A 23,934-nucleotide genomic window follows, 5' to 3' on the forward strand; every position below is an offset into this window, starting at 1 on the left:
GCGACGAGCTGGGCGCTGCGGTCTGGCTTCCTCGGTGAGTGGCCGAGTTGGCCAACCCGACGGTCGCGGGGCTGGAACGGTACGGCGACACCCAGCTGTACGTGTCCCGGGCCGCGGGCGCGCGGGGCCCACCGACCCGGGTCGGGGCACCTTCGGACGTGACGGCGGTGGAACTGGCGTTACGCCAGGCGTGAGGCCGGGCCGAACGGAGGGCGTTCGCCGCGGGCAGGTGTGACCCGCAGAGGATCCAAGCCCGGATCGGCCCGAACAGGCCCGCGTTGCGGGAGCCGCTCCGAGCCGCCTCCGTCCCGCGTTGTTCCGCCGCCGCTGAGCCCTCCTCCATGTGCTCCTGCAACGGCGGCCTTCCCATCGACGCTCGCTTCCAGGGCTCGGCTGCTCGTCGGCAGCCAAGAGGGGTCATCCACTCCTCCGAGCCGACGGCGTGCCCATAGCGTGCCCTTTAGACCGGTCAACCACGGTCGACAACGGTGCGATCCAACGCCCTCAGGGGCCGCGCCGGAGCGCATACGCCCAGTTCAGAAGGCATCCGGCTCCCCAAGCGCCGTCGCTTCCCAAGCTGAGAGCGCGAGTTCGATTCTCGTCACCCGCTCCATGCGAAACCCTCAGGTCAGAGGCCCGGGGGTTCTTACGGTCTCGTCCAGCGCCTGCCCACCAGTTCGGCCCTCACCAGAGCCCGCCAGCGCCTGGGCGACAAGCCGTTTCAGGCGCTCTTCGAACGCCGGTGCGGCGCCCACGCCATCACCGACGCGGCCTTCGACCCGACCGCCAGATTCAGTGAGCACAAGCTCGCCCGCCGCCTGCTCGCCTCCCTGCGGCCCGCCATACTGCTGCTGGCCGACCGCAACTTCACCGGCCATGAACTATGAGGCCTGGTGAAGGCGACCGGCTGCCACCTCGCCTGGCGGATCAAGAAGAACCTCGTCCTGCCACCACGGTGGGTTCTGCCCGACAGCTCGTACGTATCCGTCATGCCCACCCCGGCCGAAGACCAGCGCCTGGGCAACGCCCGCTTCCACGGCCGCACCGCAAGTCCTGCGCGCGGCCCGACTCGAAGTCGTCCAGGAACTCCTCAACGAGCTCCTGCCGCCTCGCCGCGACCGCCGCTGCCGACGACTCAAGAAGCCGCCAGGAAACAGCTTCGAAGCCAAACGCCGGGATGAGCCCCGCCCTCCCAGCCACGTCAGCTACTCACTCAAAGTCACGTGGAACCCAAGACACCCGTCCTCACCTGCGGAAACGCCCTAAATCACCGGCATTGCAGGTCAGACAGCAGATGTCCCGCAAGCGCCGCCGTCAGAGCCTCATGGCAGCGGCCGACGCCCCGACGGGGACCACGTACCCTCCAGCTGCCCGTCTCGGCACGCATCTCGGCACGCATCTCGGCTCGGATGATCGCCCGGTTCAGTGCCACGCTTCCGACAGGCGCCGCGTGACGACCGAGCTGAAAATGCGTACGCCGCGCGTCGAGCCGGGATCGATGCCGGTGAGCTCCCTCACCCGGCGGAGGCGATAGTCCAGGGTGCGAGGGTGGACGTTGAGGGCTGCCGCCGTGGCGCCGCGGTGCATGTCGTGGCGATAGTACGCGTCAAGCGTGACAAGAAGGTCCGGACCGGGCTGCAGGCTCCGGCCCACGGTGTGGAGCCATTCGTCGACGAACGGAGCTTCTGCAACGGCGAGTTCGACGAACACGTCCGACACAGTGTGCGGCCGCAGTCGAGCGGGCGCCCGTCGCAGCGGCGCCGCCCGGCTGATCCGCCGGGCCAGGTCGAGGGCGTCGGCAACCTCGGACAGCGGTGAGGTGGCGGTGCCGGCGGCGCAGGGGCGACCGAGAGCCTGGGCGAAGTCCCGTACGAGATCGGATACGAGGTCGGGCAAGAGGTCGGGGGCAAGGTCGGGTTCGGAGTGCGGCTGTACGGGGTCGGCTGTACTGGGCCCCAAAGACGCCTGGGCTGTGGGGGGATGCAAGGGAATCAGGGCAATCAGCTCACCGCTCCTGCTTCCACTGCCCGGGCACCACATGACCGGCGCATGATGGGTTTTCACCAGCGCCTCGATCTCGTTTTCCAGATCGTGATCGCCGACGGGACGGTCCGGCACCCGGATCACCGTCACTGCGCAGCGCTCGGGCAGTTCCATGCCCAGTGCCGAAGCGAGTTCCGCCGATATGGGGTCGTCTCCGTTCAGCATCGACCTGGCCAGCAGGGCGGCCTGCTCGACGTACGGCAGACGGTGTCGCAGCGCCGTCACGAATCCCTGACTGTAGGCACGGATACCGCGTTCTCCCTGCGGGGCGAACCAGTTCATCATCCGCATGAGTTCGTCGACGCCGACGCGGCGCTGAGCTTCGGTCGCTTCGTTGATCTCGCGCAGCATGAGTGAGGTGTGCAGTCGCAGGACCCGCTGCCGTGCTTCGAGCGACATCCCCGCTGCGGCCCGCAACTCGCCGATCGCCGCGATGTAGCCGAGGTCGTCGTCGCTCAACTCGCTGTTGTCCGGGGATAGTTCGACCGTACGGCGTCGCAGCCACAATGCGTACTCCAGCGTCTCGGCGCGCGCCCGGGAGTTCGTGTCCAGGAACCCGAACTCCGGGATCTCGCGCGCGTACGCCTCGACCTCCCGGCGCGCGTTGGCCGACGCCTGCCGGGCCAACTCGGCGAAGAGGTTCCCCATGGGCGCGAGCATGCCATTCCGGCCGAAGAAGCCGACAGGGGGAATCCGGACGGCGTTCATCACTCTGCGCACATCGGAGACGACCGCGTCTGGGGCGCTTTGTCACAGTGCGCAAAATCCCTGGATCGGGGCATTCCCATCGCCTGTTCCACTTGTGGAGACACTGTGAACTGGCCTTAATTGGAACCGCGTACCAGCCCGTGGGGGAACATCACAGCAATCATTCCGGCCACCACTCCGGGTCAGCGCGGGAATCGGTACGGAAATCTCTCATCTGCGCACCACTCAATGGTGCTTGCTCAAACGGGAGGGAAACACCGATGAAAGCAGGAACGAGAAAGAGAATCGCGGCGGCGGTAGCGGTCATGGCCACGTCGACAGCGCTTATGCTGAGCACGCCGGGCAGTGGCTCGGCCGCTGCCGCCGCCACTCCCAGCCTGCGCGCGTTCGGGATCACAGGTGACGGCACCCAGATGGCCACGTTCACCACCGACCGGCCGAACGTGCTCGACTGGGTCAGGGACGTCGTCGGGCTCAGTGGCGACACGGCTCTGATCGGCATCGACTTCCGGGTGCAGAACGGCCTGATGTACGGCGTCGGCAACAAGGGCGGCATCTACACGATCAAGACCCCGCCGGCCACCGCGGACGTCGTGATCACCAAGGTGTCCCAGCTCCAGTACACGCTGCACGGCACGAACTTCGGCGTCGACTTCAACCCGGCCGCCGACCGGCTGCGTGTGATCAGCGACAACGGCCAGAACCTTCGGCACAACCTCAACGACCACACGACCATCCAGGACCTGAACCTCACCACCCCGCCGATCGAGGGCACGACCAAGGGCGTCTCCGCCGCCGCCTACACAAACAACGACCTCAACGGGGCCACCGGGACCACGCTGTTCGACATCAACACGGCCAGCGACCAGGTCGTCATCCAGTCCCCGGCCAACAACGGCACGCTGGCACCGACCGGCAGCCTCGGCATCGACACGCAGATCAACACCGGCATGGACATCTTCAGCACCCTGTCGGGCGGCAAGACGGTCAGCAACGCCGCCTTCGCCACTCTCACCGCCTCCGGCGCCAACAGGCCCTCCCTCTACAGCATCAACCTCCTCACCGGCGAGGCCACGCTCGTGTCCGACGCCCTCAGGTCCAAGTTCCCCCTGAACATCACGGACCTGGCCATCTCCCTCACCGGGAGCTGAGCCCCTCCCGCAGGTCACTCACTCGCCGCGGCCCGGCCGCTTCCGGCCGCGGCGAGCCTGAAACGTGGTCCTTCGGGCACACCCTGTCGCGGCCCATTCCTGATCGGGCTGCCCTGACCATCACAGCTGGCACATGGCCTCGACCACGCCGCGACTGCCGCCGGCCTCGCGGACCTGGCCGGATCAGGGGACAACCACTGATCGATGCCGTGGAGCTGCCGGGCTCCGGCTACCCCCGCGGGCCAGGTGTCGGATGCATCGCCGGAGCCGTTCCGAGCCACCTGCGCCCCGAGTTGTTCGGCTGCCGCCGATCCTTCCTCCATGTGCTCCCGCAACGGCGGCCTCCCGGCAAACGCTCGCTTCCAAGGCTCGGCAGCTCGTCAGCCGCCAGAAGGGGGCCTCCACGCCTCCGAGCCGACGGCGTGCCCATAGCGTGCCCATAAGACCGGTAAACCACGGTCAACAACGGTGCGTTCCTGCGCTCCCCGGAGCTACACCAGCGCACGTATGCCCAGGTCAAAAGCTATCCGGCCGCCCAAGCGCCGTCGCTTCCCAAGCTGAGAGCGCGAGTTCGATTCTCGTCACCCGCTCCAGAAAGAAACCCCAGGTCATTGGCCTGGGGTTTGTTTGCTATCTAGTCCATTTTGAGGGCCGTGCCCTCTGCGTGCCCTAAGTCGAGGAAAACCCTCAGAGCTCTCCGCCTGTTCGGCGCGCCGCCCAGTCAGGACGGGCCGGGGTGGCCATCCCGAAGCCCTGGGTCAGGCCAGCTTCTTGAGCAGTTCGGCTGCGGCGGGTCCGGCAGAGGCGGGGTTCTGGCCGGTGACCAGGTTGCGGTCGACGACCACGTTCGGGGCCCACGGCTCGCCCTCCTGGTAGTCCGCGCCGATCTCTACCAAGCGGTCCTGGAGCAGCCACTTGGCGCCCGCCGCCAGACCGCTCTGGATCTCTTCTGCGTTGCTGAAGCCGGTGAGCCGGTAGCCGGCGAAGGCGTTGCCGCCGTCGGCCTCGGTGGCTGCCAGCAGCGCGGCCGGGGCGTGGCAGACCACACCGAGCGGCTTGCCCGAGGCAAGGGCGTCGATGAGGAGCTTGCCCGAGGTGGCGTCGACGGCCAGGTCCTCCATCGGGCCGTGGCCACCGGGGTAGAAAACGGCGGCATAGTCGTCGAGGACGACGTCCTCCAGCCTGACGGGGTGCTGGAGCTCGCTGATCGAGGCGAGGGCGTCCGCCATCTTCTTCGCGCCCTCCTCGCCGCCGTTGAACTGCGGCGCCAGGCTTCCCTGGTCCAGGGGCGGCACGACGCCGCCCGGCGTGGCTACGACGATCTCGTGGCCGGCGGCCGTGAACGCCTGGTACGGGGTCACGGCCTCCTCGGCCCAGAATCCGGTCGGGTGCTTGGTGCCGTCGGCCAGCGTCCAGTGGTCGGCGCCGGTCATCACGAAAAGGATCTTCGACATGGTGCGGTCTCCTAGAGCCGGGGTCAGCTGGGTCGTTGTTCGGTGCCGGCCAAGGCAGCGAGGATCAAGTCGCTGACGGCCTTGGTGGACACCGGGTTCTGTCCCGTGATCAGGCGGCCGTCGCGCACGGCGTGCGGCGTCATCGGGACAGTGCCGCGCACATACTTGGCGCCCTTCGCACGCAGTTCGTCCTCCAGGAGGAACGGCACCCTGCCCTTCACGCCGGCCAGTCGTTCCTCGACCGTCGCGAAGCCGGTGACAGTGCGGTTCCGTACCAGGGGATTCCCGTCGGTGTCGCGGAGGTTGATGAGGGCGCAGGCGCCGTGGCAGACCGAGGAGACGATGCCGCCGTCGGCGTAGATGGCCTGGGCCGTGCGCTGCAGGCCGGCGCTGTCGGGGAAGTCCCACATGGTGCCGTGACCACCCGTGAAGAAGATCGTGGAGTAGTCGTCCGGATCTGTGTCGGCAACGGAAGGGGTGGCTTTCAGGGCGTCCATGAAGGCTTGGTCGTCGATATAACCGCGGACCGTCCGGTCAACGAACAAGCGACCGAGACTACGGGGGTCGAGCGGCACCTCGCCGCCCGCCGGGCTCACCACGTCCACCGTGTGACCGGCCTTCACCGCCTTGTCGTAGAAATGGACGAGCTCGCCCAGCCACAGTCCGGTCCGGTGCTCGCTCGCCCCATAGGTGGCCTGATTGGTCACGACCGCAAGAATCCTTTTCCGTCTCACTTTTCCCTCGTCTCCTGGGCGGCCCCTGGTTTCGAAGCTAAAGCTGTCCACGTGTCGGCGCCAATGAAGAGACCGATACCGGGTATCGAAGAACCGATGCCTGGTCCGGGGACATACGGCACCTGGCCGGCATGCCTACCTCGTAGGCTCGAAGCCGTGAGCGATCACGACATTCATGGCTCCGGTCCGCTGGACCTGAACCTGCTGCGCACCTTCCTCGCGGTGCACCGCCTGGGCTCCTTCACCGCCGCGGCGCGTCAGCTGCGCCTGTCGCAGTCCACCGTCACCACGCACATCCGGTCACTGGAGAGGCGCCTGGGCCGCGAACTGTTCGAACGCAGGGCGCAAGGCGTCACTCCGCTGCCCCATGCGGACGAACTCGCCGCCCGGCTGTCGGCGCCCCTCGACCAGTTGGCCGTCATCAGCGGCGAGGAACCGAGCAGCACCGTGGCGCCGGTCCATCTGGCGGGACCCGCGGAGTTCCTGGGCACTCTCGGCCTCACGGTGCTGGCCGAGCTGGTCGAGCAGGGCGTACGGCTGCGGGTGGCCACCGGGCTGACCGAAGCACTACTGGAAGAACTGCATGCCGGGCGCCACGACCTCGTCGTCGCCACCCAGCGGCCCCGTGGCCGGACGCTGCACGCCGAACTCCTCGGCGACGAGGAGTTCGTCCTGGTCGCCGCACCGGGATGGGCGGAACGGCTCAAGGGGCAGGAGCTGCCCACTGCCCTGGAGAGCCTCCCGCTGATCGCCTACGCCGAGGACCTGCCCATCGCCCGCCGCTACTGGCGCCACGTCTTCGACCGCCGTCTGCACGCCCAGGCCTCGATCACCGTCCCCGACCTGCGCAGCGTCCTCACCGCCGTCACAGTCGGCGCCGGCTGGAGCGTCCTGCCCAGCTATCTGTGCCGCACCGAACTCGCCTCCGGCGTCCTCCGTCTGCTGCACCAGCCGGTGGACCCGCCGATCAACACCTCCTACCTCGTCCAGCGCCCGGGCAACTCCACCAACCCACACGTGACACTCGTCCGCGAGCACCTGCTGGCCGCCGCGAAAACCTGGTGAGCCGACCCGGCGGCGCCGGGGCCTGACTCGCTGCCGATGTGCGATGCCGAACTGCCCGCCCGGGATCCGTGTTCTCGCAGCAGCAGGGACTCGTCCGGATCTGAATGCGATGGAGTGCGCCCAGACGATGACCGGGACGCTTGGGTGAGTACACGCAAGGGCGCAAGCTGCCAGCCGAGTCCTCGCGCGTGTCATGGTCGCGAATGACCTGAGGGAACTTGCCGTGCTGCTCGGTGAAGAGCCCGTGCCAGACCCGCGCCAGGTCGTGCGGGGAACCACGGGGAACACCGGGGATCAGGGCGGCGGGAACCCAAGCCCCGACACCGCTTCGCCGCAGGTCAGCACGGCAACCCTCCCCGAACGCACCTAGCTTCCCAAGCTGAGAGCGCGAGTTCGATCCTCGTCACCCGCTCCATGATGGTGCGGCGTCGTGATCGGGAGCGACCTCAGGCCATGGCCAGGACGGCTGAGACCAAGGCCCGCAGGCAGACGCGCTCGGCTTCCTCGTCCGGCAGGGAGAGGTGCTGCATCGTCAGTCCGTCGAAGCCGGCCAGGAAGAACCTCGCGATCGTCTCGGCGGGCTGGCCGAGCTGGTGACCGGTGCGTTCGGCGGCCTGGTCGACCAGTTTCGTCGTCACTGCCAGGACCTCGCTGTAGTGGCTCTGAAGAGCCTCCTTCAGGTGTGGCGTACGCAGGGCGAACATGCTCAGCTCGGTGAGCAGTTGGTGCGAGGCGGGCTGTTCGAGCACGGTACGCCAGAGTGCCTCGGCGAGCGTGACGATGGTTTCCTCGAAGCTCGCGTCCGTCGGCGCGGCCTGTGTCACCTGGTCGATCAGGTCGTGCGTGAGCTGTTCCATGACGGCCCGGTACAGCTCCTCCTTCGTGCCGAAGGTGTAGTGCACGGTCGCCTGTGCCACGCCGAGCTCGGTGGCAATGGCGCGGGTACTGCCGGCGGCGACGCCCTCCCTGGCCATGAGGGCGATGGCCGCCTTGATCAGTTGGGGGCGGCGCTCCGCCGCGGACACATGAGCCATGACGCGATCCTATCCGACTCAGTCTGTCGAACAGGTCGCTCGACAAGGGCCAGAAACCGCCGCCTGTCAGAGGGCGATCCTCGATGCCTCGGAACGGAGCAGGACGTCCAGGGTGATCATGAGGTGCGTCCACCGGCTTGGACCGGGCGGAACTCGAAGGTCTTGCCGACGGTGGCGACGCCGTGGTGGTCGGTGACCTCGATGGCTCCGGCGACCCACTCGGCGTACCGGTCGGTGCGGGAGATGACGTCCCACACCCGCCCGAGGGGGGCGCCGATGACGGCCTGTTCGGATCGTGGTCCTTGCCCCGCTCATCCCGTGCGCGGGCGTCTTCGGCGGCAAGCTCGACGACCGCTTCGCCGTGCCGGGCACCGAGTCGCAGTCGCGCTGGGCACGTTTCGGCAGGACACTGCCCGCAGCCCAGCTCCCGGAGCGGGCGCCCAGCTCGTCTTCGCGGCCCCTCAGGGCACCGCGTCACGGACGCCCCGTACCCCGCGGCCACGCCGAATCCGGGGCGGTGGTCGCGAAGGCGCCCCAGGTCAAAGCCGTCGTAGGCCCGTGCCTTTCCTTGGCTGCCCGGCCTACCGGAGCACGGCGATCGTGCAGGTGCAGTACTCGGTACGGCGGGCCGAGGTACGCCCCCTCGTCCCTGGACGTGATCGAACGGGCGGCCGAGGCGGCCGAGAAGAGCGGGCTCAGGACCTCAGGCGGCGGCAGTGCATACGGCAGCAACGGCGTGCCCCCAGGCCCGTCATCCGGCCTCTGCCCATGCGGTGGGTGATCGAGCGGACCACGCCGGCGAGTCGGCCGCGCTCCGTTACGTGATCGTGCCGGACGGGTGGTGATGCGCCACCCACCAGGCAGCGACCCGGGCGCGGGAGCGGAATCCGAGCTTGGCCAGGATGTGCTCGATATGGCGGTCCACCGTGCGCGGTGACAGGTCGAGCGCCGAGGCGATCTGCCGGTTGCTCATGCCCTCGGCCACCAGCGCGGCCACCTCCCTTTCCCGGGGGGTCAGGGGACATGAGCGGGCAGCTGAGGCACTCCGCCCGGCGTCGGCCGACGCCGTCAGGGCCAATTCGACGGCACAGGCCGGACTGTCGTACCGACTGCCCTCCGTGACGGCCTTCTCGAACGCCGTCGGGCCGAGGGCCTCCACGGTTTCCTTCTCGAAGCGGGCCTGGAACTGGGACATATGAGGGCCGAACGCGCCAAGGGATGTGCCGATGACCCGCCACAGAGCACGTGACGCGCCCTGCAGACGGGCCGCCATCCGGTGGTCGCCGTAGGAGCCGGTGATCCAGGCAAGGAGGCCCACCAGCATCGCGCTTCCTATGGGGTCGTTGAAGCTCTGTTGAATCTCCAGCCCGGCCCGTGTCGACCGGACGGCGGCGTCGTTGTCGCCTCGTAGCCAGGCGTCGAAGCCCAGTGCCCACAGTGCGTAGGCGCGGCACAGCCACTCCCCGTGTGCCTCCGCCACAGCCACCGCCTGCGCACCGGTCCGGGCGGCGCCCGGGTCCCGGAGCTGCCCTTTGGCGACGGCCAGCAGAAAGAGCCAGAACACCGTCGCGCGTGTTTCGTTCAGCGCGTCCAGCCGGTCCACGGCCTGCTCACACATGGCCACGGCTGCCTCCGGACTCCCCCGGAACAGTGCCGACATGCCGCGGAATCCCATGACCAGCGCCCGCGTCCGCTGATCGTCCAACTGGTCACTCAGCGTCCCGGCCTCGTCGAGCCACTGGTCGGCCACGTCCAGATCGCCTTGCAGGAGCGCCACCCAGGCAGCCGCCACCAGGGCGGCTGCCCGCGTCCGGGTGGGTTCGGGCGAGGTTGCGAGCAGTTGGCCGAGCCAGCGGCGTCCGTCACCGAGGGCACCGCCGGCGCACCAGTGGATGCTCAGGGCCTCGGCCAGTGCCAGCGCCGTCCGGGCGTCAGCGGGGTCCGACGCCGCGGTCTGTGCCCGGTCCGGATCCTGGGTCGAGGCCCGTGCGTCTGCTCGCGCGTCTGCCCCTGCATCGCCGCGCTTCAACGCTGCCAGGAAGTTGTCGTGTTCGGTACGGAGGCGTGCCAGTGCCGCTTCCTGTCCGGGGCCGTACCAGCCGTCGGCGGTGCGCTTCGCGAGGGCGAGGAAGTACGCACAGTGCCGCCGCCGCAGGACGGGCTCTTCTCCTGACTCCGTAAGCGTCTCTGATCAGCTAAGTGATCCTGTGTGATCCGCGTGTTGCGGGATCGGTTGGGTCGGTTCCCACCTGGGTGGGGTGGCGTGGGCGTGCAGGTGGAATCCTGCGCCCCGTGCTGCCCCTCGTGACCGGTGTCGGCGGTGGGTGGGTGTGCTGATCGTCGTCACGCCCTGGTGCCGGTGGGCTGCGCGGGGCAGCCGGGCCCGGCCCGTGTGAGCGTGTCCCTCCGGACGCTGGCCCGCCGGGCCCGAGGGCCTGGTGGGGGAGGGTGCCCTGCGTCGCCTGGGCGCGGGGCGTGTGGTCTTGCGGTACCGGGTGGGGCCGGTCTTGGACCGGTCCTTCCGGCGGGTCTCGGTGGTGGCCGGTGCGACCACTGCGGTGGCTTCGAGCTTGTCGACCACGCTGCGGATGACCGTGGTGCCGCTGGGACGGTCTACTACGGTCTTGGCCTGGTGGGTCAGGCCGCGGGCGGCGATTCGCTGCCACGCGCCCATGTCGCGGTCGCCCTGCCAGCCGCAGTCCGGGGTGGGGCAGATGGCCCATTTCCAGCCGGGTGTGGTGGGCCGGTCGGGAGCTTTGCGGTGGCGCAGCGGGACCAGGCAGCGCGGGCAGTGCCGGGAGGTGCCACGCGCGGGGACGGTGACCACGGCGATACCCGCCTCGGCGGCCAGGTGCCGCATCCGTTCCACGATCTGCCCGCGCACGGCTTGGGAGAGGCGGGTGTTGAGGGTGCGGCCCATGCCCCGGGCCTCCATCGAGCGCAGGTTCTCGACGTAGATCACGCTCGCACCGGCGGTGATGGCCTGGTCGACCGTCCAGCGGGCGGCGGAGACGGCCAGGGCGTCGTTGAGGTTCGAGCGCCGGGCGGACAGGTGCCGGATCTCCTCGGCCAGCACGGCGTGCTTGCCGGTCAGACGATGCTCGTCGGCGTTGTTGATGAGCTGTTGGTAGTGGTCGGTCTTGGCGTGCAGAAATTCGCCTGCGCGGCGTAACCGGTGCTGCTTGGCGAGTACTCCGGCGGCCCGGAACTGGGCGCCGGAGCCGAGTGCGGTGATGGTCCCGTTGTCGTGGAGCCTAACGGCGCCCGCGCTGAGCAGTGTGTTCAGCCCCCAGTCCACACCCAGCGCGATCGTGTGCCCGGTGTGCCGGGCCTTCGGCACGGCATGGGTGTAGGAGAGATCGGCCCGTACCCGGCCTCGGTGGATGCGGAGTGTGGGCAGGTGCAGCACCGCGCCGGGCGGGACGGTGGGCGGGAGTGTGATCGGGCAGGCCACCCATGTCCAGTCCGCATAGGAGCGCGGGTCGGGGCGGGTGGGCAGTTGCAGTCGCAGCAGTGCCCGGCCCGGATCATCAGTGCCGGCGAGGGTGGCTTGCTGGCCGTCACAGGCGGACAGCAACAGCATCCGCGCCGCATCGGGCGGGGTCTCCAGCTCGAACACGTCGGCCGGCAACCGGCCGTAACAACTCTGGAAGGCGGCAACCTGCCGGGTCCGGGACCTGATCACACCGGAAGGCAGGTGCCGGCCGTCGGGGACCGCGTCACGGACGGCGTCCCATTCGTCACCGGTCCGCTTCGCGGGGTCGGCGGGCCACGACTCGACCACTCCCGTGGTCAGGTTGGCCCGCCAGGTGGCTGACCGCAGCAGGCGCCCGGCCTGTTCCTGGGCCATGCGCACGATCCGGTCGTTGACACGGACACCCTCCGGTGGTGCCGCAGCCCAGCCCAGACGCCGCAGCGCCATCCATGCCTGTGACGGCAGCCCGCGGCCCTCGGCATCCACGCCCGAGGCCAGCAGGCCCACATCGGCGGCGTTCCAGTGCGCGGCCAGCAGCCCGGTAGCCATGCCGGACACCAGATCAGCGGCCCAGCCCACCCTCTCCGCCAGCACCGTGGCCGACAGCGCCTCGCCCGTCTTCTCCACCACACCGGTGCGCAGCAGACCACGGGCACAGGCCGTGCGGGCCGTCTCCCACTCACCGAGCGGCAGCCTCCGGCTCACCGGCATCCCCTCCCCTCACCCGCGGTGCTGTCATCCGATCAACGACACGGCCGCGGAGAGGTCACGCATTCGATCCACGCACCCATATACGACCGACGGACGACACAGCACTGAGCAGTGTGCATCGTGAAGTCGCAGGTCACGGCTCTGGCGTGAGTCGTCTTCGGGATTCTCGGGCTGGTCGTGGGCGGATGCCTCTCGCGAAGATCATCGGTCAGCGGGCGATTTCGCGGTTGGTCAGCACCAGCAGGGCCCTGACCAGGGCGGTCGCCGACTTCGGGTCGGTGCGGAGCTTGGTGAGGACGCGCCAGTTCTTCAGGTGGGCGAAGCCGTGCTCGACCGGGGCGCGGACTGCGGCCAGCACGGTGTTCGACAGTTTCTGGCCGGGGGGCAGGGGCCGGTTGCGGGCGGCCTTGTAGCCCGGTGATCACGGCCGGGCCCGGGTCGGCGTTGTCGTCGAGGCCGATGAAGCCAAGGTCGGCGATAGCACCGAGGCCGGTCGCGCGCAGGTGGGCGGTGAGGTGGTCGTGCCGGCAGGCGGTGATCTCCGAGGTGCGTCCGGGCCGGGCCGCGGAGACCCAGAGCAGCCGGCCACGATCGTCGGTGAGTGCGATCACGAGTAGTCCGTGGTGCTCTTACTGGAGTAGTTCTTCCGGTTCGCGTCTCCGGTGCGGCGTCGGGTGCGTATCAGCGAGCCGTCCAGCAGTACGATGCCGCCGCCCGTTCGGGCGATCTTCTTGAGCGCGCGGTCCAGGGGCGGGGCGCGGGCGGCCAGCAGGCCGACGACCTCGCGCACCCACCGGCTCACGGTGGTGCGGTGGATGCCGTTGCCGCCGTGTCACCCGGCCCGGCGACCGCACAGACTGCGAATCGGCGCGTGCGTCGGCCACTCCGGTGTTCAAGCGGATCAGCAGTGGACGGGAGGCGCCGGCGCACGTCTGGCCCGCGGTCTCTGGCTCTCCCCACGTCACGGCCGGACTCACTGCCGGCACGCGGCGGGCGTCGGTGCACGTCCGCCACCGGACTGCCCAGCGTTCAGGCTTCGCTGACGGAATGCGACCCAACATGCCGGTCCCACCCCGCGCCGGCACGCGCACACCAAGCACACCACGCACACCACGCACACCACGCACACCACCGACGGATACGTGGTGATGCACGACGCGGGCTGCCCGTCCTCCCCAGTCAAGTCCCCTCTTCAGGACGTCGGGCACGTTGTCACGTTCCCTTTCGGTCCCTGGCCCTTCGCCTCACTCACCGGTCCACACACAGCTCCTTCACACGACTATGTCTAACAACCCAGTCAATCGACATTGTCAGCTGACAATGTCTGCCTGTAGATTGACAGCCATCGCTTGCCAGCCGTGATCGAAAGGCACGCTCATGTCCCATGCGCCTCTCTCCGAAACCGAGCCGATCCCCGAGCGCCCGGCTCTTCCCCTGATCGGGCATGCGCTCGACGTCCCCGGCGGGGCCGAAGGTCTCGCCTATGTCATGAAGGAGGCCAAGGAGCTGGGGCCGCTGTTCAAGCTCCGGATCTTCGGCACCGAGATCAACTTCGTCTCCGGCCTGGATCTCGTCTCCGAACTGGCGGACGAGAGCCGGTTCCGTAAGAACGTCCACCCCGATCTCGTGATCCTGCGGGAGATCGGCGGGGACGGTCTGTTCACCGCCTATGGCGACGAGCCCAACTGGCGCAAGGCGCACGACGTCCTGATGCCGGCGTTCTCCCTGGGCGCGATGCGGGGCTACCACGCGACGATGCTCAAGGTCGCCCGGGAGCTGATCGCCAAGTGGGACCGGGCGGCCGGGGAGCTTCCGGTGGACGTGGCCGCCGACATGACCCGGCTGACCTTCGACACGATCGGACTGTGCGGCTTCGGCTACGACTTCGAATCCTTCCGCCGCGATCAGCCGCATCCCTTCATCACGGCGCTTGCGAGGGCACTGGACTTCGCTCAGGCCAAGGGCGAGTCCATCCCCGGGACCGAGTTGTTCCAGTGGAAGAAGGCGGATCAGTTCCGCAACGACGTCACCCTGATGAAGGACCTGGTCGACGATGTGATCCGGCAGCGCAGGGCGGACGGCGACCAGAGCACCGACGACCTGCTGGGCCGGATGCTGCACACCCGCGACCAGGTCACCGGTGAGCCCCTGGACGACGTCAACATCCGCTACCAGGCGATCACGTTCCTCATCGCCGGCCATGAGACCACCAGTGGCCTGCTGTCGTTCGCGCTGTACTACCTGACCAAGCACCCCGAGGTACTGGCCCGCGCCCAGGCGGAAGTGGACGCCCTGTGGGGCGATGCGGCCGACCCCGACCCGCAGTACGCGGACATCGGCAAGCTCACCTACGTCCGCCAGATCCTCAGCGAGAGCCTGCGGCTGTGGCCCACGGCGCCGGCGTACGCGGTCGAGCCCCTGGCCGACACCGTCATCGGCGGCAAGTACGCCGTGCGCCAGGGCGAGTCGCTGATGGTGCTGATCCCTCAGCTGCACCGGGATCCCGCCTGGGGGGACAACGTCGAGCTGTTCGACCCGGAGCGGTTCTCGGCCGAGCGGGAGGCCGCACGCCCGGTCCACCTGTTCAAGCCGTTCGGCAACGGCGAACGGGCCTGCATCGGCCGCCAGTTCGCGCTGCACGAGGCGACGCTCGTCCTCGCCCTGCTGGTGCACCGGTTCCGCCTGATCGACCACACCGACTACCAGCTCAAGATCAAGCAGTCCCTCACCCTCAAGCCCGACAACTTCACCCTGAACCTGGCCCGACGCGACAGCGGCGAGCGCCGCCTGCCCACCGCCGCCGCCATCGGCACACCCACCGAACAGGCGCGGCCCGCCGCCCGGCGTGCGGCCGGTACGACATTGACCGTGCTGCACGGTTCCAATCTCGGGACCTGCTCCGGCATCGCCGCCGACCTCGCCGTGGACGGCGACGAGCACGGCTTCGCCAGTGCCGTCGCCTCCCTCGACGACGCCGTGGGCGAACTCACCGGCACCGGCGGCCCGGTGGTGATCGTCGCCGCCTCCTACAACGGCAGGCCCACCGACGACGCCGCCCGGTTCGTGTCATGGCTGGACGAGTTGGAGCCCGGCTCGCTCGACGGCGTCGAGTACGCGGTGCTCGGCGTCGGCGACCGCAACTGGGCCGCCACCTACCAGCGCATCCCGACGCTCATCGACGAGCGGCTCGCCGCCGCCGGTGCGACGCCCCTGCTGGAGCGTGGCGCCGCCGACGCCGCGGGGGACTTCGCCGGCACCGTCGACCGGTGGACCGGCGACCTGTGGAACACCCTGCTGGAGAAGTACGGAAGCCCGGTGCGGGCCGGCGCCGAACCGGCCGGACACAGCGGCGAAGCCGACGCCGACCAGGGGCTGTACGAGCTTCAGGACGCCACTCAGTCGGTCACCGGACCGCTCGCGGCACGGCACGGCGTACAGCCCATGGAGGTGCTGGACACCTGCGAACTGGTCGACATGGACCACCCGCTCGGCCGCTCCAAGCGCTTCATCCGGCTGCGGTTGCCCGACGGCGTCACCTACCGCACCGGCGACCACCTCGCGGTGCTTCCGCGCAACCCGGCCGCCCTCGTGCGGCGGGTCGCCGACCGCTTCGGCCTTGACCTGGACCGCACCGTACGGCTGAAGGCACGCCGCCGCAGCCGCAACGCCCTGCCCGTCGATCGTCCGCTGACTCTGCGTCAACTGCTCACTGACTTCGTGGAGCTGCAGGACGCCGCGACCCGGGAGCAGGTCGCCGTACTCGCCGAGCACACCGCCTGCCCGCCCGAGCGCCGTCCCCTGGCGGAACTCGCCGAGGCGCAGCCCGACGTCTTCCGCGAGCGGGTCACCGACGCCGGGTGCAGCCTCCTTGACCTGCTGGAGCGCTACCGGGCCTGTGAGTTGCCGTTCGAGCACTTCCTGGAACTGCTGCCCGTGCTGCGGCCACGGCACTACTCGATCTCCTCGTCCGCCGCGGCCGCGCCCGGTGAGGTGGACCTGATGGTGTCGCTCCTCAAAGCACCGCACCGCAGCGGCGAGGGCACCTTCCACGGCATCGCCTCCCACTACCTGCAGACCGTCAGCGCGGGCGACACCCTCCAGGCGCGGGTGCTCCCCTGCAGCGAAGCCTTCCGTCTGCCGCAGGACCCGGCCGTCCCCGTGATCCTGATCAGCGCGGGCACCGGAGTGGCACCCTTCCGCGGCGCCGTCCTCGACCGGCTGCACGACAAGGCGACCGGGACACTGCTGTGCTACTTCGGCTGCGACCACCCGGACGTCGACTTCCTCCACCGCGAGGAACTCCAGGCGGCCGAGGACGCCGGAGCCGTCAGCCTGCGCCCCGTCTTCAGCCACGCCCCCGAGGACGGCGTCCGCTTCGTCCAGGACCGCATCGCCAAGGAAAGTGCCGAGGTCTGGTCGGTCCTGCGGGCCGGAGGACGGGTGTACGTCTGCGGCGACGGGCGCCGCATGGCCCCCGGCGTACGCGCAGCGCTCCAGGCCGTCTACCGCGAGCAGACCGGAGCCGGCGCCGACGAGGCCGCCGCCTGGCTGACCGCCATGACGCAGTCCGGCACATACGTCGAGGACGTCTGGGCCGGCTGACCCCCGTCGGCACGCACTCCGCACATCACATGACCAAAGCCTTGCATCAGTGACCAAAGGACAGATCATGACCGATACACAGAGCACTGCGGCCGCAGACCACCGCGGGAGCCGCACCACCGATGTGGTGGTGGTCGGTGCAGGGCTGGCCGGTCTGACGGCGGCGCGGGAACTCGTCGCGGCGGGCAAGTCCGTGGCCGTGCTGGAGGCCCGCGACCGGGTCGGCGGCCGACTGCTCAACCACCACCTCGGCGACGGCCAAGTGACCGAGATCGGCGGGCAGTTCGTCGGTCCCACCCAGGACCACATCCTGGCGCTGGCCAAGGAGGTCGGCGTGGCCACCTACCAGGCCGCCGTCCCCGGCGAGACCGTCTACGTCAACGACGGCAAGGCCAAGCGGTTCACGGGTCACACCCCGCCGGACCTGTTCGCCCTGCCCGACATGGGCATCGCCCTGGCCCGCATCGGCCAGGCCGCGGCCAAGGTGGACCCGGCCGCCCCCTGGCAGACCCCCGACGCCCGCGAACTGGACGGCATGACCTACGAGACCTGGCTGCGCAAGGCCGAGATCACCGGCGACGCCGTCGACATGATCAACCTCTTCCTCAACTCCGCCTACGGCGGCGAAGCCCGCGACGCCTCCGCCCTGTTCAGCCTCTGGTACGTCTCCACCTTCGGCAACGAGACGCACCCCGGCACCATGGAACGCGGCACCGGCACCACCGGCGGCGCCCAGGACAGCCGTTTCGTCGGCGGCTCACAACTGGTCGCCCAGCGCCTCGCCGAGGAACTCGACGGCCGCGTCCACCTGTCGGCGCCGGTGCGGCGCATCAGCCAGGACTCCACCGGCGTCACCGTGGTCTGCGACGCCGGCGACTGGCGGGCCGAGCGGGTCATCGTCGCCGTACCGCCACTGGTGGCCTCGCGGATCGTGTGGGACCCGCAGCTGCCCGCACAGCAGGACCAGCTCTTCCAGCGGCTGCCGTTCGGCACCCTGATGAAGTGCCTGGCCGTCTACGACAAGCCGTTCTGGCGGGAGGACGGGCTGTCCGGCATGGGTCTGCTGCGCGGCGGCTCCCCCATCCGCGAGATGTTCGACAACACCCCGCCCGACGGCGGACCCGGCGTGCTCATGGGCTTCCTCGGTGGCAAGGAATGGCGCAAGTGGGCCCACCGCCCGGCCGCCGAACGCCGCGGAGCCGTGCTGCGCTGCTTCGCCCAGGTCGTCGGGGACCGCGCCTTCGACACCATCGAGTACGTCGAGCAGGACTGGACCGCCGAGCAGTGGACCCAGGGCGGCCCCACCTCCGTCGCCGCCCCCGGCGTGCTCACCGACTTCGGCCAGTGGATGGGCCGCCCCCACGGCCGCGTGCACTGGGCGGGCGCCGAGTTCTCCCCCTACTGGAACGGCTATATGGACGGCGCGGTCCGCTCCGGCCGGACGACGGCCGCCGAAGTCCTCGGCCGGGACTGAGCGCAAGAGGCACCCGACAAGAAAGGGAAACCACCTATGAACCACTACGTCGTCACCGAGACCGCCGTCATCGACGCCCCCCTCGGGCGGGTGTGGGACGTCATCTCCCGCACCGACCGGTACGCCGAGTGGGTCGCCGGAGCCATCGAGGTCACCGACCACCACGGCGTCGCCACCGTCGGCAAGACCTACTCCGAGCGCAACCGCACCCTCGGCCCCCTCAAGACCGACTCGGTCTGGACCGTCAGGGAGATCGAACCCCTCAAGCGCCGCGTCGACACCGGCACCGGATTCGCCCCGCTCCAGGACGTCACCAACACCTTCGAGTTCCGCCCGGTCCAAAGCCCGGACGGCCGGGACGCGACCGAGATGCTCTACCGGGTCGAGTACACCATCGGCCTCGGTCCACTGGGCCTGCTCCTCGACTCCATACAGCAGCCCGCGATGCGCGCCGCCATGCGCACTTCCATGGCCAACCTCAACACCCTGCTCCGGTCGGAGGACTCGAGCACCGGTCGACGGTGACGCCGGTCAGCGGTCGCCCGCCCCTCCCCTTCCCGGAGATCCATCCCCTTTCAGAAAACCCGAGGTTCGCATCATGTCCACCACCATGCTGGCCGGACGCCTCCACCTGGACACCCGCACGTTCGCGGTCGAAGAGGTCCCCGTTCCCGTCCCCGGTCCCGGAGAGGTGCTGATCGAGGTCAGGGCCGCCGGAGTGTGCCTGTCCGATGTCCATCTGATCGACGGCAGCCTCACCCCTGCCTTTCCTGTCGAGGCGGTCACCCGTTCGGGCGCGGTCACCCTCGGCCACGAGGTCGCGGGCGTCATCCACGCGCTGGGCCCCGACCTGTTGGGGGACTGGGCCCCCGGCATGCGCGTCGCCCTGCAGGCCGGCCAGGCGTGCGGAGCGTGCGCCGACTGCATGCGCCGCTCCCCCTGTCCACGGCCGCTCACGCGCGGCGTCGACTACGACGGCGGCTGGGCCGAGTACGCCGTCGCCCGGGAGGACACCCTCGCCCCCATCCCCGACCACCTGCCCTTCGACCAGGCCGCCATCATCCCCGACGCGGTCTCCACCCCGTATGCCGCGATCATCGAGAGCGGGGCGGTCCGGCCGGCGCAGTGCGTCGGCGTCTGGGGCGCCGGCGGTCTGGGCGCCCACGGCATCCGGCTCGCCCGCCTGGCCGGCGCCGCGCCCGTCATCGCCGTCGACCCGCTGCCCGAGGCCCGCGAACGGGCCCTCGCCTTCGGCGCCGACCTCGCACTCGACCCCACCGACCCGGAATTCGCCGAAGCCGTGGGCCGGGCAACCGGCGGCCGCGGCCTCGACGCCGCCTTCGATTTCGCGGGTTTCCCAGCGGTCCGCGAGCAGGCTGCCGCGCTTCTGGGCGCCGGCGGTGTCCTCGTCCTGGCCGGCCTCACCCCGGAACCGCTCACCATCACCGACAGCACGTCCTTCAGCTTCCGCGGCAACCAGATCCGCGGTCACTACGGCTCCGGACCCGAACACGTGACCCAGCTCATCCGCCTGGCCGCCGCCGGCAGGCTCGACCTGGCGCCCTCCATCACCGATCACATTCCCCTGGCCGAGGCGGCCGACGCCGTCACCCGACTGGAGAAGAAAACCGGCAACCCGATCCGCCTCGTCCTCACCCCGTGAATCGTCGAGGAGTTCAATAAGATGTTCGGGGCGAGCAGATCTGCCGCATGCTGTCCGACTCCGCGGGGTCGCCCGGTTCAATCTCCAGCGTCCGCATTCTGCGACCGACACTATTCGGCCCGTCGAGCACGAGGCCAACTACTACCCTCGCGTTCAGGTGGGCGGACTGTCGCGCGGAAGATTCACCACTCAGTCGATCACTCAGCGAATGACTACGAACGAGTCCGGTCACCAATTCCCGGCCGGTCGATCCTTTCTGGCGATTGAACGTGCCGTTGTGACCGTCCCTTTATCGAATTCTCATACCCAAGTCGGCGTCAGCCTTGCTAGATTGAGCCCGCCTCCAAGACCAGGTCGGGCAGTTTTCGCAGCTCATGGAGGCATTCCCCCAAGCCTTGACCAAGGCTTTCTTTGGATGCCTGAAAACCGTTGCGGCTGAGTTTCGCTGCTTCCAGCCACGCTTCATGCCACACCCTTTCGGCATCCACGTCCCCAACTCACTGGAAAGCGCACGCAAGTGATGAGATCCCTTCAGCGTTTCGGTCCCCCACTGGCCGTCTCCGCCATGACGGTCGTGCTGAGCACACCCGGACTGGCCGCCGCCGACGAGACGACCGGCGGCAAGGACACCACGTACTACATCTCGCTCGGCGACTCCCTGACCACCGGCTACCAGCCGGACGTCGACAAGGACACCGACGTCGCCTACACCGACCAGCTCTACACGCAGCTCAAGCAGCGCACCCCCGGTCTGGAGCACATACGCCTCGGCTGCACCGCCGAGACCACCGAGTCGCTGATCAGCGGCGGCAAGTGCGACTACCCGAACGCCAAGTCCCAGCTGGACGCCGCCCTCAAGGCCATGGCCCAGCACCAGGGCAAGGTCGCCTACGTGACCCTCAGCGTGGGCGCCAACGACATCCTCCTCAACTGCGTCAGCCGCCCGGCCGGCACCCTCGACGCGGCGTGCCTGAACAGCCAGAGCCAGACCATGGCGAAGAACCTCGCCCAGATCGCCGGCGCGCTGCGCAAGGCGGGCACGGACAACACCCAGTTCGTGGGCTCGAATTACCACAACCCGTTCCTGGCCGCCTGGCTGCAGGGCCCCGCGGGGCAGCAGGCCGCCAAGGAGTCGGCATCCCTGGTCGGGGCCGCCAACACGGGGATCACCCAGGTGCTCAAGTCCACCGGCTTCAAGGTGGCGGACGTGGCCGGGACCTTCTCCTCGGACGACTTCACCACCCAGGTGAACGTGCCCGGCGCGGGCGAGGTGCCCGCGAACGTGGCCAAGATCTGCCAGCTGACCTGGGCGTGCACGAAGAAGGACCCGCACCCCAACGCCGACGGCCACAAGGTGATCGCGGGCGCCTTCGCGGCGGAGCTCGCTGCGAACGACGCGCCCGGTGAGGGCGCTTCCCCGACCCCCAGCGAGCCGGCCACACCTGATGCGGGCGAGTCACCGGCCCCCAGCGAGTCCGCCGCCCCCGGGGCCGGCACCGACTCGGGTGCGAACAGCCCGACAGTCAACGGTGATCTCGCCGAGACCGGCGCGTCGAGCAGCACTCCCGTCCTCGCGGGTGCGGGTCTCGCGGTCGTGGCGGTCGGTGCCGCCGCGATCTACTTCGCGCGCAAGCGCCGTACCGGAGAAGAGAGCTGACGGGGAGTCAGTAGGCAGTCAGTAGACCACCTCAAGCAGCAGGCCGCTCACGGTGTCGCGGGCGGCCTGCTCGGTTCCCCCCCCCCGGCCCCGGACGGTGGGGGATCTCCGCGTACGTCGTGCGGGTGACGATGCCGTGGGCCTCGAACTGACGCAGCCTGCTGGTCATGGGGTGGGGGCTGATGCCGGGCAGGGAGTCGCGCCTGGCGGGATGAAAGCCGGGCTTGGCCGAAAAGTACGGGCCCAGGTCGCGTTCCGCGAAGCGGCGCCGATCCGCGTCGGGCGGGTTGTGCTCAGGCGGGCTGGGCGGGGGCCCGTAGTTCGATCTCGTATCCGCCCTGTGGCGTGGGTTCGGCGATGAGGGCGCCGCCGAGCAGTTCGGCGCGTTCTCTCAGGCCGATCAGGCCGTGCCGGGCGCTGGGCAGGGCGACGGACGGGCGGGTGGGGGCGGTGTTGGTGACGGTGACGCCGAAGTGCTGCGTGTCGTGCCACAGGCGTACCTCGGCGCGGGCGCCGGGGGCGTGCTTGCGTACGTTCGTCAGGGCTTCCTGGACCGTGCGGTAGACGGTGCGTTGGGCGGTCGTGCTGATGCCGGGCGGGAGCCCGCCGGTCAGGGTGGTCTCGATACCGCTGTTGGCGATCAGCTGCTGGAGGTCGGCGAGGGTGGGCTGGGGGGCGAGTTCGGTTTCCTTGCCGCCGGAGGCACGCAGCAGGGTGACCATGTGGCGGAGTTCGTCGAGTGTGTTCACGCTCAGGGTGCGGATGGTGCGGGCGGCGTCGCGGGCGTCGGGATCCTTGGCGGCGACCTGTAGGACTCCGGCCTGTACGGCGATGAGGCTGACCTGGTGGGAGACGACGTCGTGCATCTCGCGGGCCAGTTGGGCGCGTTCGCGGGCGAGGACGGTCTGGGCGTGCAGGGCGCGTTCGTGTTCGCGGGCCTCCTTGACCTCGACGAGCTGGCGGGCCACGTCGTGTCCGGCCTGCACGAGCTGACCGCACAGGATCGGGGCGAAGGCCATGGCCAGCGTGTAGACGAACTGGATGAGCGTCCAGGTCCGGTCGCCGGAGAACGGGTCGCCGGAAAACGTGTCGGACAGGGGCCAGGCGAGGGTGGTCGCCGCCGCGTTCAGCAGGGCGCAGCCGGCCAGCAGCGGGCGGTTGCGGGTGCGCGCGGCCAGTGTGTACAGCGCGGCGATCGGCGCGACTCCCACGTCCATGAACAGCAGCATGGGCAGTGTCAGCAGGAAGACGGCGAGCGGAAAGCGCCTGCGCAGGAGCAGTCCGGCGCTGCCGAGGGCGGCGCAGGCCCACATGAGGGGTGTCGCCTCGTCGTCGAGGTTGATCCAGGCGTCGAGCGCGGCGAGCACGACGAGGCCCGCGTCGACGACCCAGGGCGGCACCCGCCGCCACAGTGCCCGACCCGCACTCATCGCGCGTCGCCCCGTGCCGTGTCGGCGCCGTCGACGCCGAGCAGTCCGGCCCGCTCCGCGAGGAGCGCCGCCTGGACGCGGCTGGAGACCCGGAGCTTGGTCAGGATCGAGCTGACGTGGTCCTTGACGGTGCCGGCGCTCAGGTGGATGCGGGTGCCGATGTCGGCGTTGGACAGTCCTTCCGCGATCAGGACGAGGACGTCACGTTCGCGGTCGCTGAGCAGATTCACGCGCGCCACGCCCGCGTCCTGGGGCGTGCCCGCCTCCGGATGGCCGCGCAGCAGAGCCCGCGAGGCTTTCGGCGACATGACCACCCCGCCCGCGGCCAGGGTGCGTACGAGTTGGGCGAGTTGTTCGGGCTCGGTGTCCTTGAGCAGGAAGCCCGCGGCTCCCGAGCGCAGCGCGGTCAGGATGTACTCGTCGGTGTCGAAGGTGGTCAGCATGGCCACCGTCGGCGGCTCGGGCAGCGTCTGGAGCTCCCCCAGGACGGTCAGGCCGTCCACGTCCGGCATGCGGATGTCGAGGAGCACGACGTCCGGGTGCTCGCGCCGGATCACGTCGGCGGCCTGCGCTCCTTCCGCGGTCGCCACGACCTGGATACCGTCGGAGGCGTTCAGGATCATCTGGAAGCCGGACCGCACCAGGGCCTCGTCGTCCACCACCACTACCCGGATCACCGGCGTTCCGCCTCACACTCGTCACACTCGTCTGCTGCCCAGCTTTTCGGCGACCC

General features: G+C 69.6%; 19 protein-coding genes and 1 pseudogene. 8 read left to right on the forward strand and 12 right to left on the reverse strand.

The annotated features are described in order from the left end of the window. Positions 1-38: 38 nt before the first annotated feature. A pseudogene (locus ACZ4UU_RS10600) lies at positions 39-194 on the forward strand (metallophosphoesterase); the annotation flags it as partial. Between the two features lie 1,228 nt (positions 195-1,422). Here the strand turns inward: ACZ4UU_RS10600 and ACZ4UU_RS10605 are convergent. Continuing rightward, a complete protein-coding gene (locus ACZ4UU_RS10605) occupies positions 1,423-2,691 on the reverse strand; it encodes a PucR family transcriptional regulator (protein ID WP_468039182.1) in 1,269 nt (422 codons plus the stop codon). Between the two features lie 386 nt (positions 2,692-3,077). Between ACZ4UU_RS10605 and ACZ4UU_RS10610 the strand changes: the two genes are divergently transcribed. Beyond that, positions 3,078-3,902: a DUF4394 domain-containing protein gene (locus tag ACZ4UU_RS10610; RefSeq protein ID WP_468038456.1), complete on the forward strand. Its 825-nt coding sequence runs from the start codon at positions 3,078-3,080 to the stop codon at positions 3,900-3,902. A 758-nt stretch (positions 3,903-4,660) separates the two neighbouring features. Here the strand turns inward: ACZ4UU_RS10610 and ACZ4UU_RS10615 are convergent. Together ACZ4UU_RS10615 and ACZ4UU_RS10620 are read right to left on the reverse strand one after the other, a co-directional pair. Continuing rightward, positions 4,661-5,356, reverse strand: coding sequence for a type 1 glutamine amidotransferase domain-containing protein (locus ACZ4UU_RS10615; RefSeq protein WP_468038458.1), 696 nt, complete (start codon positions 5,354-5,356; stop codon positions 4,661-4,663). Between the two features lie 23 nt (positions 5,357-5,379). After that, complete coding sequence (locus tag ACZ4UU_RS10620; RefSeq protein ID WP_468038460.1) at positions 5,380-6,141, reverse strand: type 1 glutamine amidotransferase domain-containing protein; 762 nt, start codon at positions 6,139-6,141, stop codon at positions 5,380-5,382. 105 nt (positions 6,142-6,246) lie between these two features. Between ACZ4UU_RS10620 and ACZ4UU_RS10625 the strand changes: the two genes are divergently transcribed. Further along, positions 6,247-7,155, forward strand: coding sequence for a LysR family transcriptional regulator (locus ACZ4UU_RS10625; RefSeq protein WP_468038462.1), 909 nt, complete (start codon positions 6,247-6,249; stop codon positions 7,153-7,155). Positions 7,156-7,601: 446 nt separating this feature from the next. Here the strand turns inward: ACZ4UU_RS10625 and ACZ4UU_RS10630 are convergent, their stop codons facing one another. The 6 genes from ACZ4UU_RS10630 to ACZ4UU_RS10655 form a co-directional block, all read right to left on the reverse strand. Next, positions 7,602-8,189 (reverse strand): TetR/AcrR family transcriptional regulator, encoded by a 588-nt coding sequence (locus ACZ4UU_RS10630; RefSeq protein ID WP_003999404.1) that lies wholly within the window; start codon positions 8,187-8,189, stop codon positions 7,602-7,604. Positions 8,190-8,305: 116 nt separating this feature from the next. Then, complete coding sequence (locus tag ACZ4UU_RS10635; RefSeq protein WP_468038464.1) at positions 8,306-8,446, reverse strand: hypothetical protein; 141 nt, start codon at positions 8,444-8,446, stop codon at positions 8,306-8,308. A 560-nt stretch (positions 8,447-9,006) separates the two neighbouring features. Next, entirely contained in the window at positions 9,007-10,218 is a 1,212-nt protein-coding gene (locus ACZ4UU_RS10640; protein ID WP_468038466.1) for a LuxR C-terminal-related transcriptional regulator, read from the reverse strand. A 162-nt stretch (positions 10,219-10,380) separates the two neighbouring features. Further along, positions 10,381-12,369, reverse strand: a complete 1,989-nt coding sequence (locus ACZ4UU_RS10645) for a zinc ribbon domain-containing protein (protein WP_468038468.1) — start codon at positions 12,367-12,369, stop codon at positions 10,381-10,383. Between the two features lie 214 nt (positions 12,370-12,583). Beyond that, positions 12,584-12,733 (reverse strand): hypothetical protein, encoded by a 150-nt coding sequence (locus ACZ4UU_RS10650; protein WP_468038470.1) that lies wholly within the window; start codon positions 12,731-12,733, stop codon positions 12,584-12,586. Positions 12,734-12,982: 249 nt separating this feature from the next. Further along, positions 12,983-13,177 carry a hypothetical protein gene (locus ACZ4UU_RS10655; RefSeq protein ID WP_468038472.1) on the reverse strand — a complete coding sequence of 65 codons (195 nt, stop codon included), beginning with the start codon at positions 13,175-13,177 and terminating at the stop codon, positions 12,983-12,985. A 575-nt stretch (positions 13,178-13,752) separates the two neighbouring features. Here ACZ4UU_RS10655 and ACZ4UU_RS10660 point away from each other — a divergent pair. From ACZ4UU_RS10660 to ACZ4UU_RS10680, 5 genes are all read left to right on the forward strand, one after another. After that, positions 13,753-16,977, forward strand: coding sequence for a bifunctional cytochrome P450/NADPH--P450 reductase (locus ACZ4UU_RS10660; protein WP_468038474.1), 3,225 nt, complete (start codon positions 13,753-13,755; stop codon positions 16,975-16,977). Between the two features lie 67 nt (positions 16,978-17,044). Then, positions 17,045-18,451: a flavin monoamine oxidase family protein gene (locus ACZ4UU_RS10665; protein WP_468038476.1), complete on the forward strand. Its 1,407-nt coding sequence runs from the start codon at positions 17,045-17,047 to the stop codon at positions 18,449-18,451. A 36-nt stretch (positions 18,452-18,487) separates the two neighbouring features. Then, positions 18,488-18,976, forward strand: a complete 489-nt coding sequence (locus ACZ4UU_RS10670) for an SRPBCC family protein (RefSeq protein WP_468038478.1) — start codon at positions 18,488-18,490, stop codon at positions 18,974-18,976. 73 nt (positions 18,977-19,049) lie between these two features. After that, positions 19,050-20,114, forward strand: a complete 1,065-nt coding sequence (locus ACZ4UU_RS10675; RefSeq protein ID WP_468038480.1) for a zinc-binding dehydrogenase — start codon at positions 19,050-19,052, stop codon at positions 20,112-20,114. 565 nt (positions 20,115-20,679) lie between these two features. Next, positions 20,680-21,771, forward strand: coding sequence for an SGNH/GDSL hydrolase family protein (locus ACZ4UU_RS10680; RefSeq protein WP_468039184.1), 1,092 nt, complete (start codon positions 20,680-20,682; stop codon positions 21,769-21,771). A gap of 31 nt (positions 21,772-21,802) precedes the next feature. Here ACZ4UU_RS10680 and ACZ4UU_RS10685 read toward each other — a convergent pair whose 3' ends face one another. The 3 genes from ACZ4UU_RS10685 to ACZ4UU_RS10695 are packed head-to-tail and all read right to left on the reverse strand — an operon-like array spanning position 21,803 to position 23,824. Next, positions 21,803-22,018 carry a winged helix-turn-helix transcriptional regulator gene (locus tag ACZ4UU_RS10685; RefSeq protein ID WP_468039186.1) on the reverse strand — a complete coding sequence of 72 codons (216 nt, stop codon included), beginning with the start codon at positions 22,016-22,018 and terminating at the stop codon, positions 21,803-21,805. A 46-nt stretch (positions 22,019-22,064) separates the two neighbouring features. Next, positions 22,065-23,201 carry a sensor histidine kinase gene (locus ACZ4UU_RS10690; RefSeq protein ID WP_468038482.1) on the reverse strand — a complete coding sequence of 379 codons (1,137 nt, stop codon included), beginning with the start codon at positions 23,199-23,201 and terminating at the stop codon, positions 22,065-22,067. Next, entirely contained in the window at positions 23,198-23,824 is a 627-nt protein-coding gene (locus ACZ4UU_RS10695; protein WP_468039188.1) for a response regulator, read from the reverse strand. The genes ACZ4UU_RS10690 and ACZ4UU_RS10695 overlap by 4 nt, the downstream gene beginning before the upstream one ends. Positions 23,825-23,934: the final 110 nt, after the last annotated feature.

This window comes from Streptomyces sp. NPDC028907 (genome assembly GCF_055564995.1).

Coding starts and splice junctions, on each gene's coding strand:
- ACZ4UU_RS10605 (WP_468039182.1), bottom strand. CDS start 2,691: ATGGGGAACCTCTTCGCCGAGTTGGCCCGGCAGGCGTCGGCCAACGCG.
- ACZ4UU_RS10610 (WP_468038456.1), top strand. CDS start 3,078: ATGCTGAGCACGCCGGGCAGTGGCTCGGCCGCTGCCGCCGCCACTCCC.
- ACZ4UU_RS10615 (WP_468038458.1), bottom strand. CDS start 5,356: ATGTCGAAGATCCTTTTCGTGATGACCGGCGCCGACCACTGGACGCTG.
- ACZ4UU_RS10630 (WP_003999404.1), bottom strand. CDS start 8,189: ATGGCTCATGTGTCCGCGGCGGAGCGCCGCCCCCAACTGATCAAGGCG.
- ACZ4UU_RS10660 (WP_468038474.1), top strand. CDS start 13,753: ATGTCCCATGCGCCTCTCTCCGAAACCGAGCCGATCCCCGAGCGCCCG.
- ACZ4UU_RS10665 (WP_468038476.1), top strand. CDS start 17,045: ATGACCGATACACAGAGCACTGCGGCCGCAGACCACCGCGGGAGCCGC.
- ACZ4UU_RS10670 (WP_468038478.1), top strand. CDS start 18,488: ATGAACCACTACGTCGTCACCGAGACCGCCGTCATCGACGCCCCCCTC.
- ACZ4UU_RS10675 (WP_468038480.1), top strand. CDS start 19,050: ATGTCCACCACCATGCTGGCCGGACGCCTCCACCTGGACACCCGCACG.
- ACZ4UU_RS10680 (WP_468039184.1), top strand. CDS start 20,680: ATGACGGTCGTGCTGAGCACACCCGGACTGGCCGCCGCCGACGAGACG.
- ACZ4UU_RS10690 (WP_468038482.1), bottom strand. CDS start 23,201: ATGAGTGCGGGTCGGGCACTGTGGCGGCGGGTGCCGCCCTGGGTCGTC.
- ACZ4UU_RS10695 (WP_468039188.1), bottom strand. CDS start 23,824: ATGATCCTGAACGCCTCCGACGGTATCCAGGTCGTGGCGACCGCGGAA.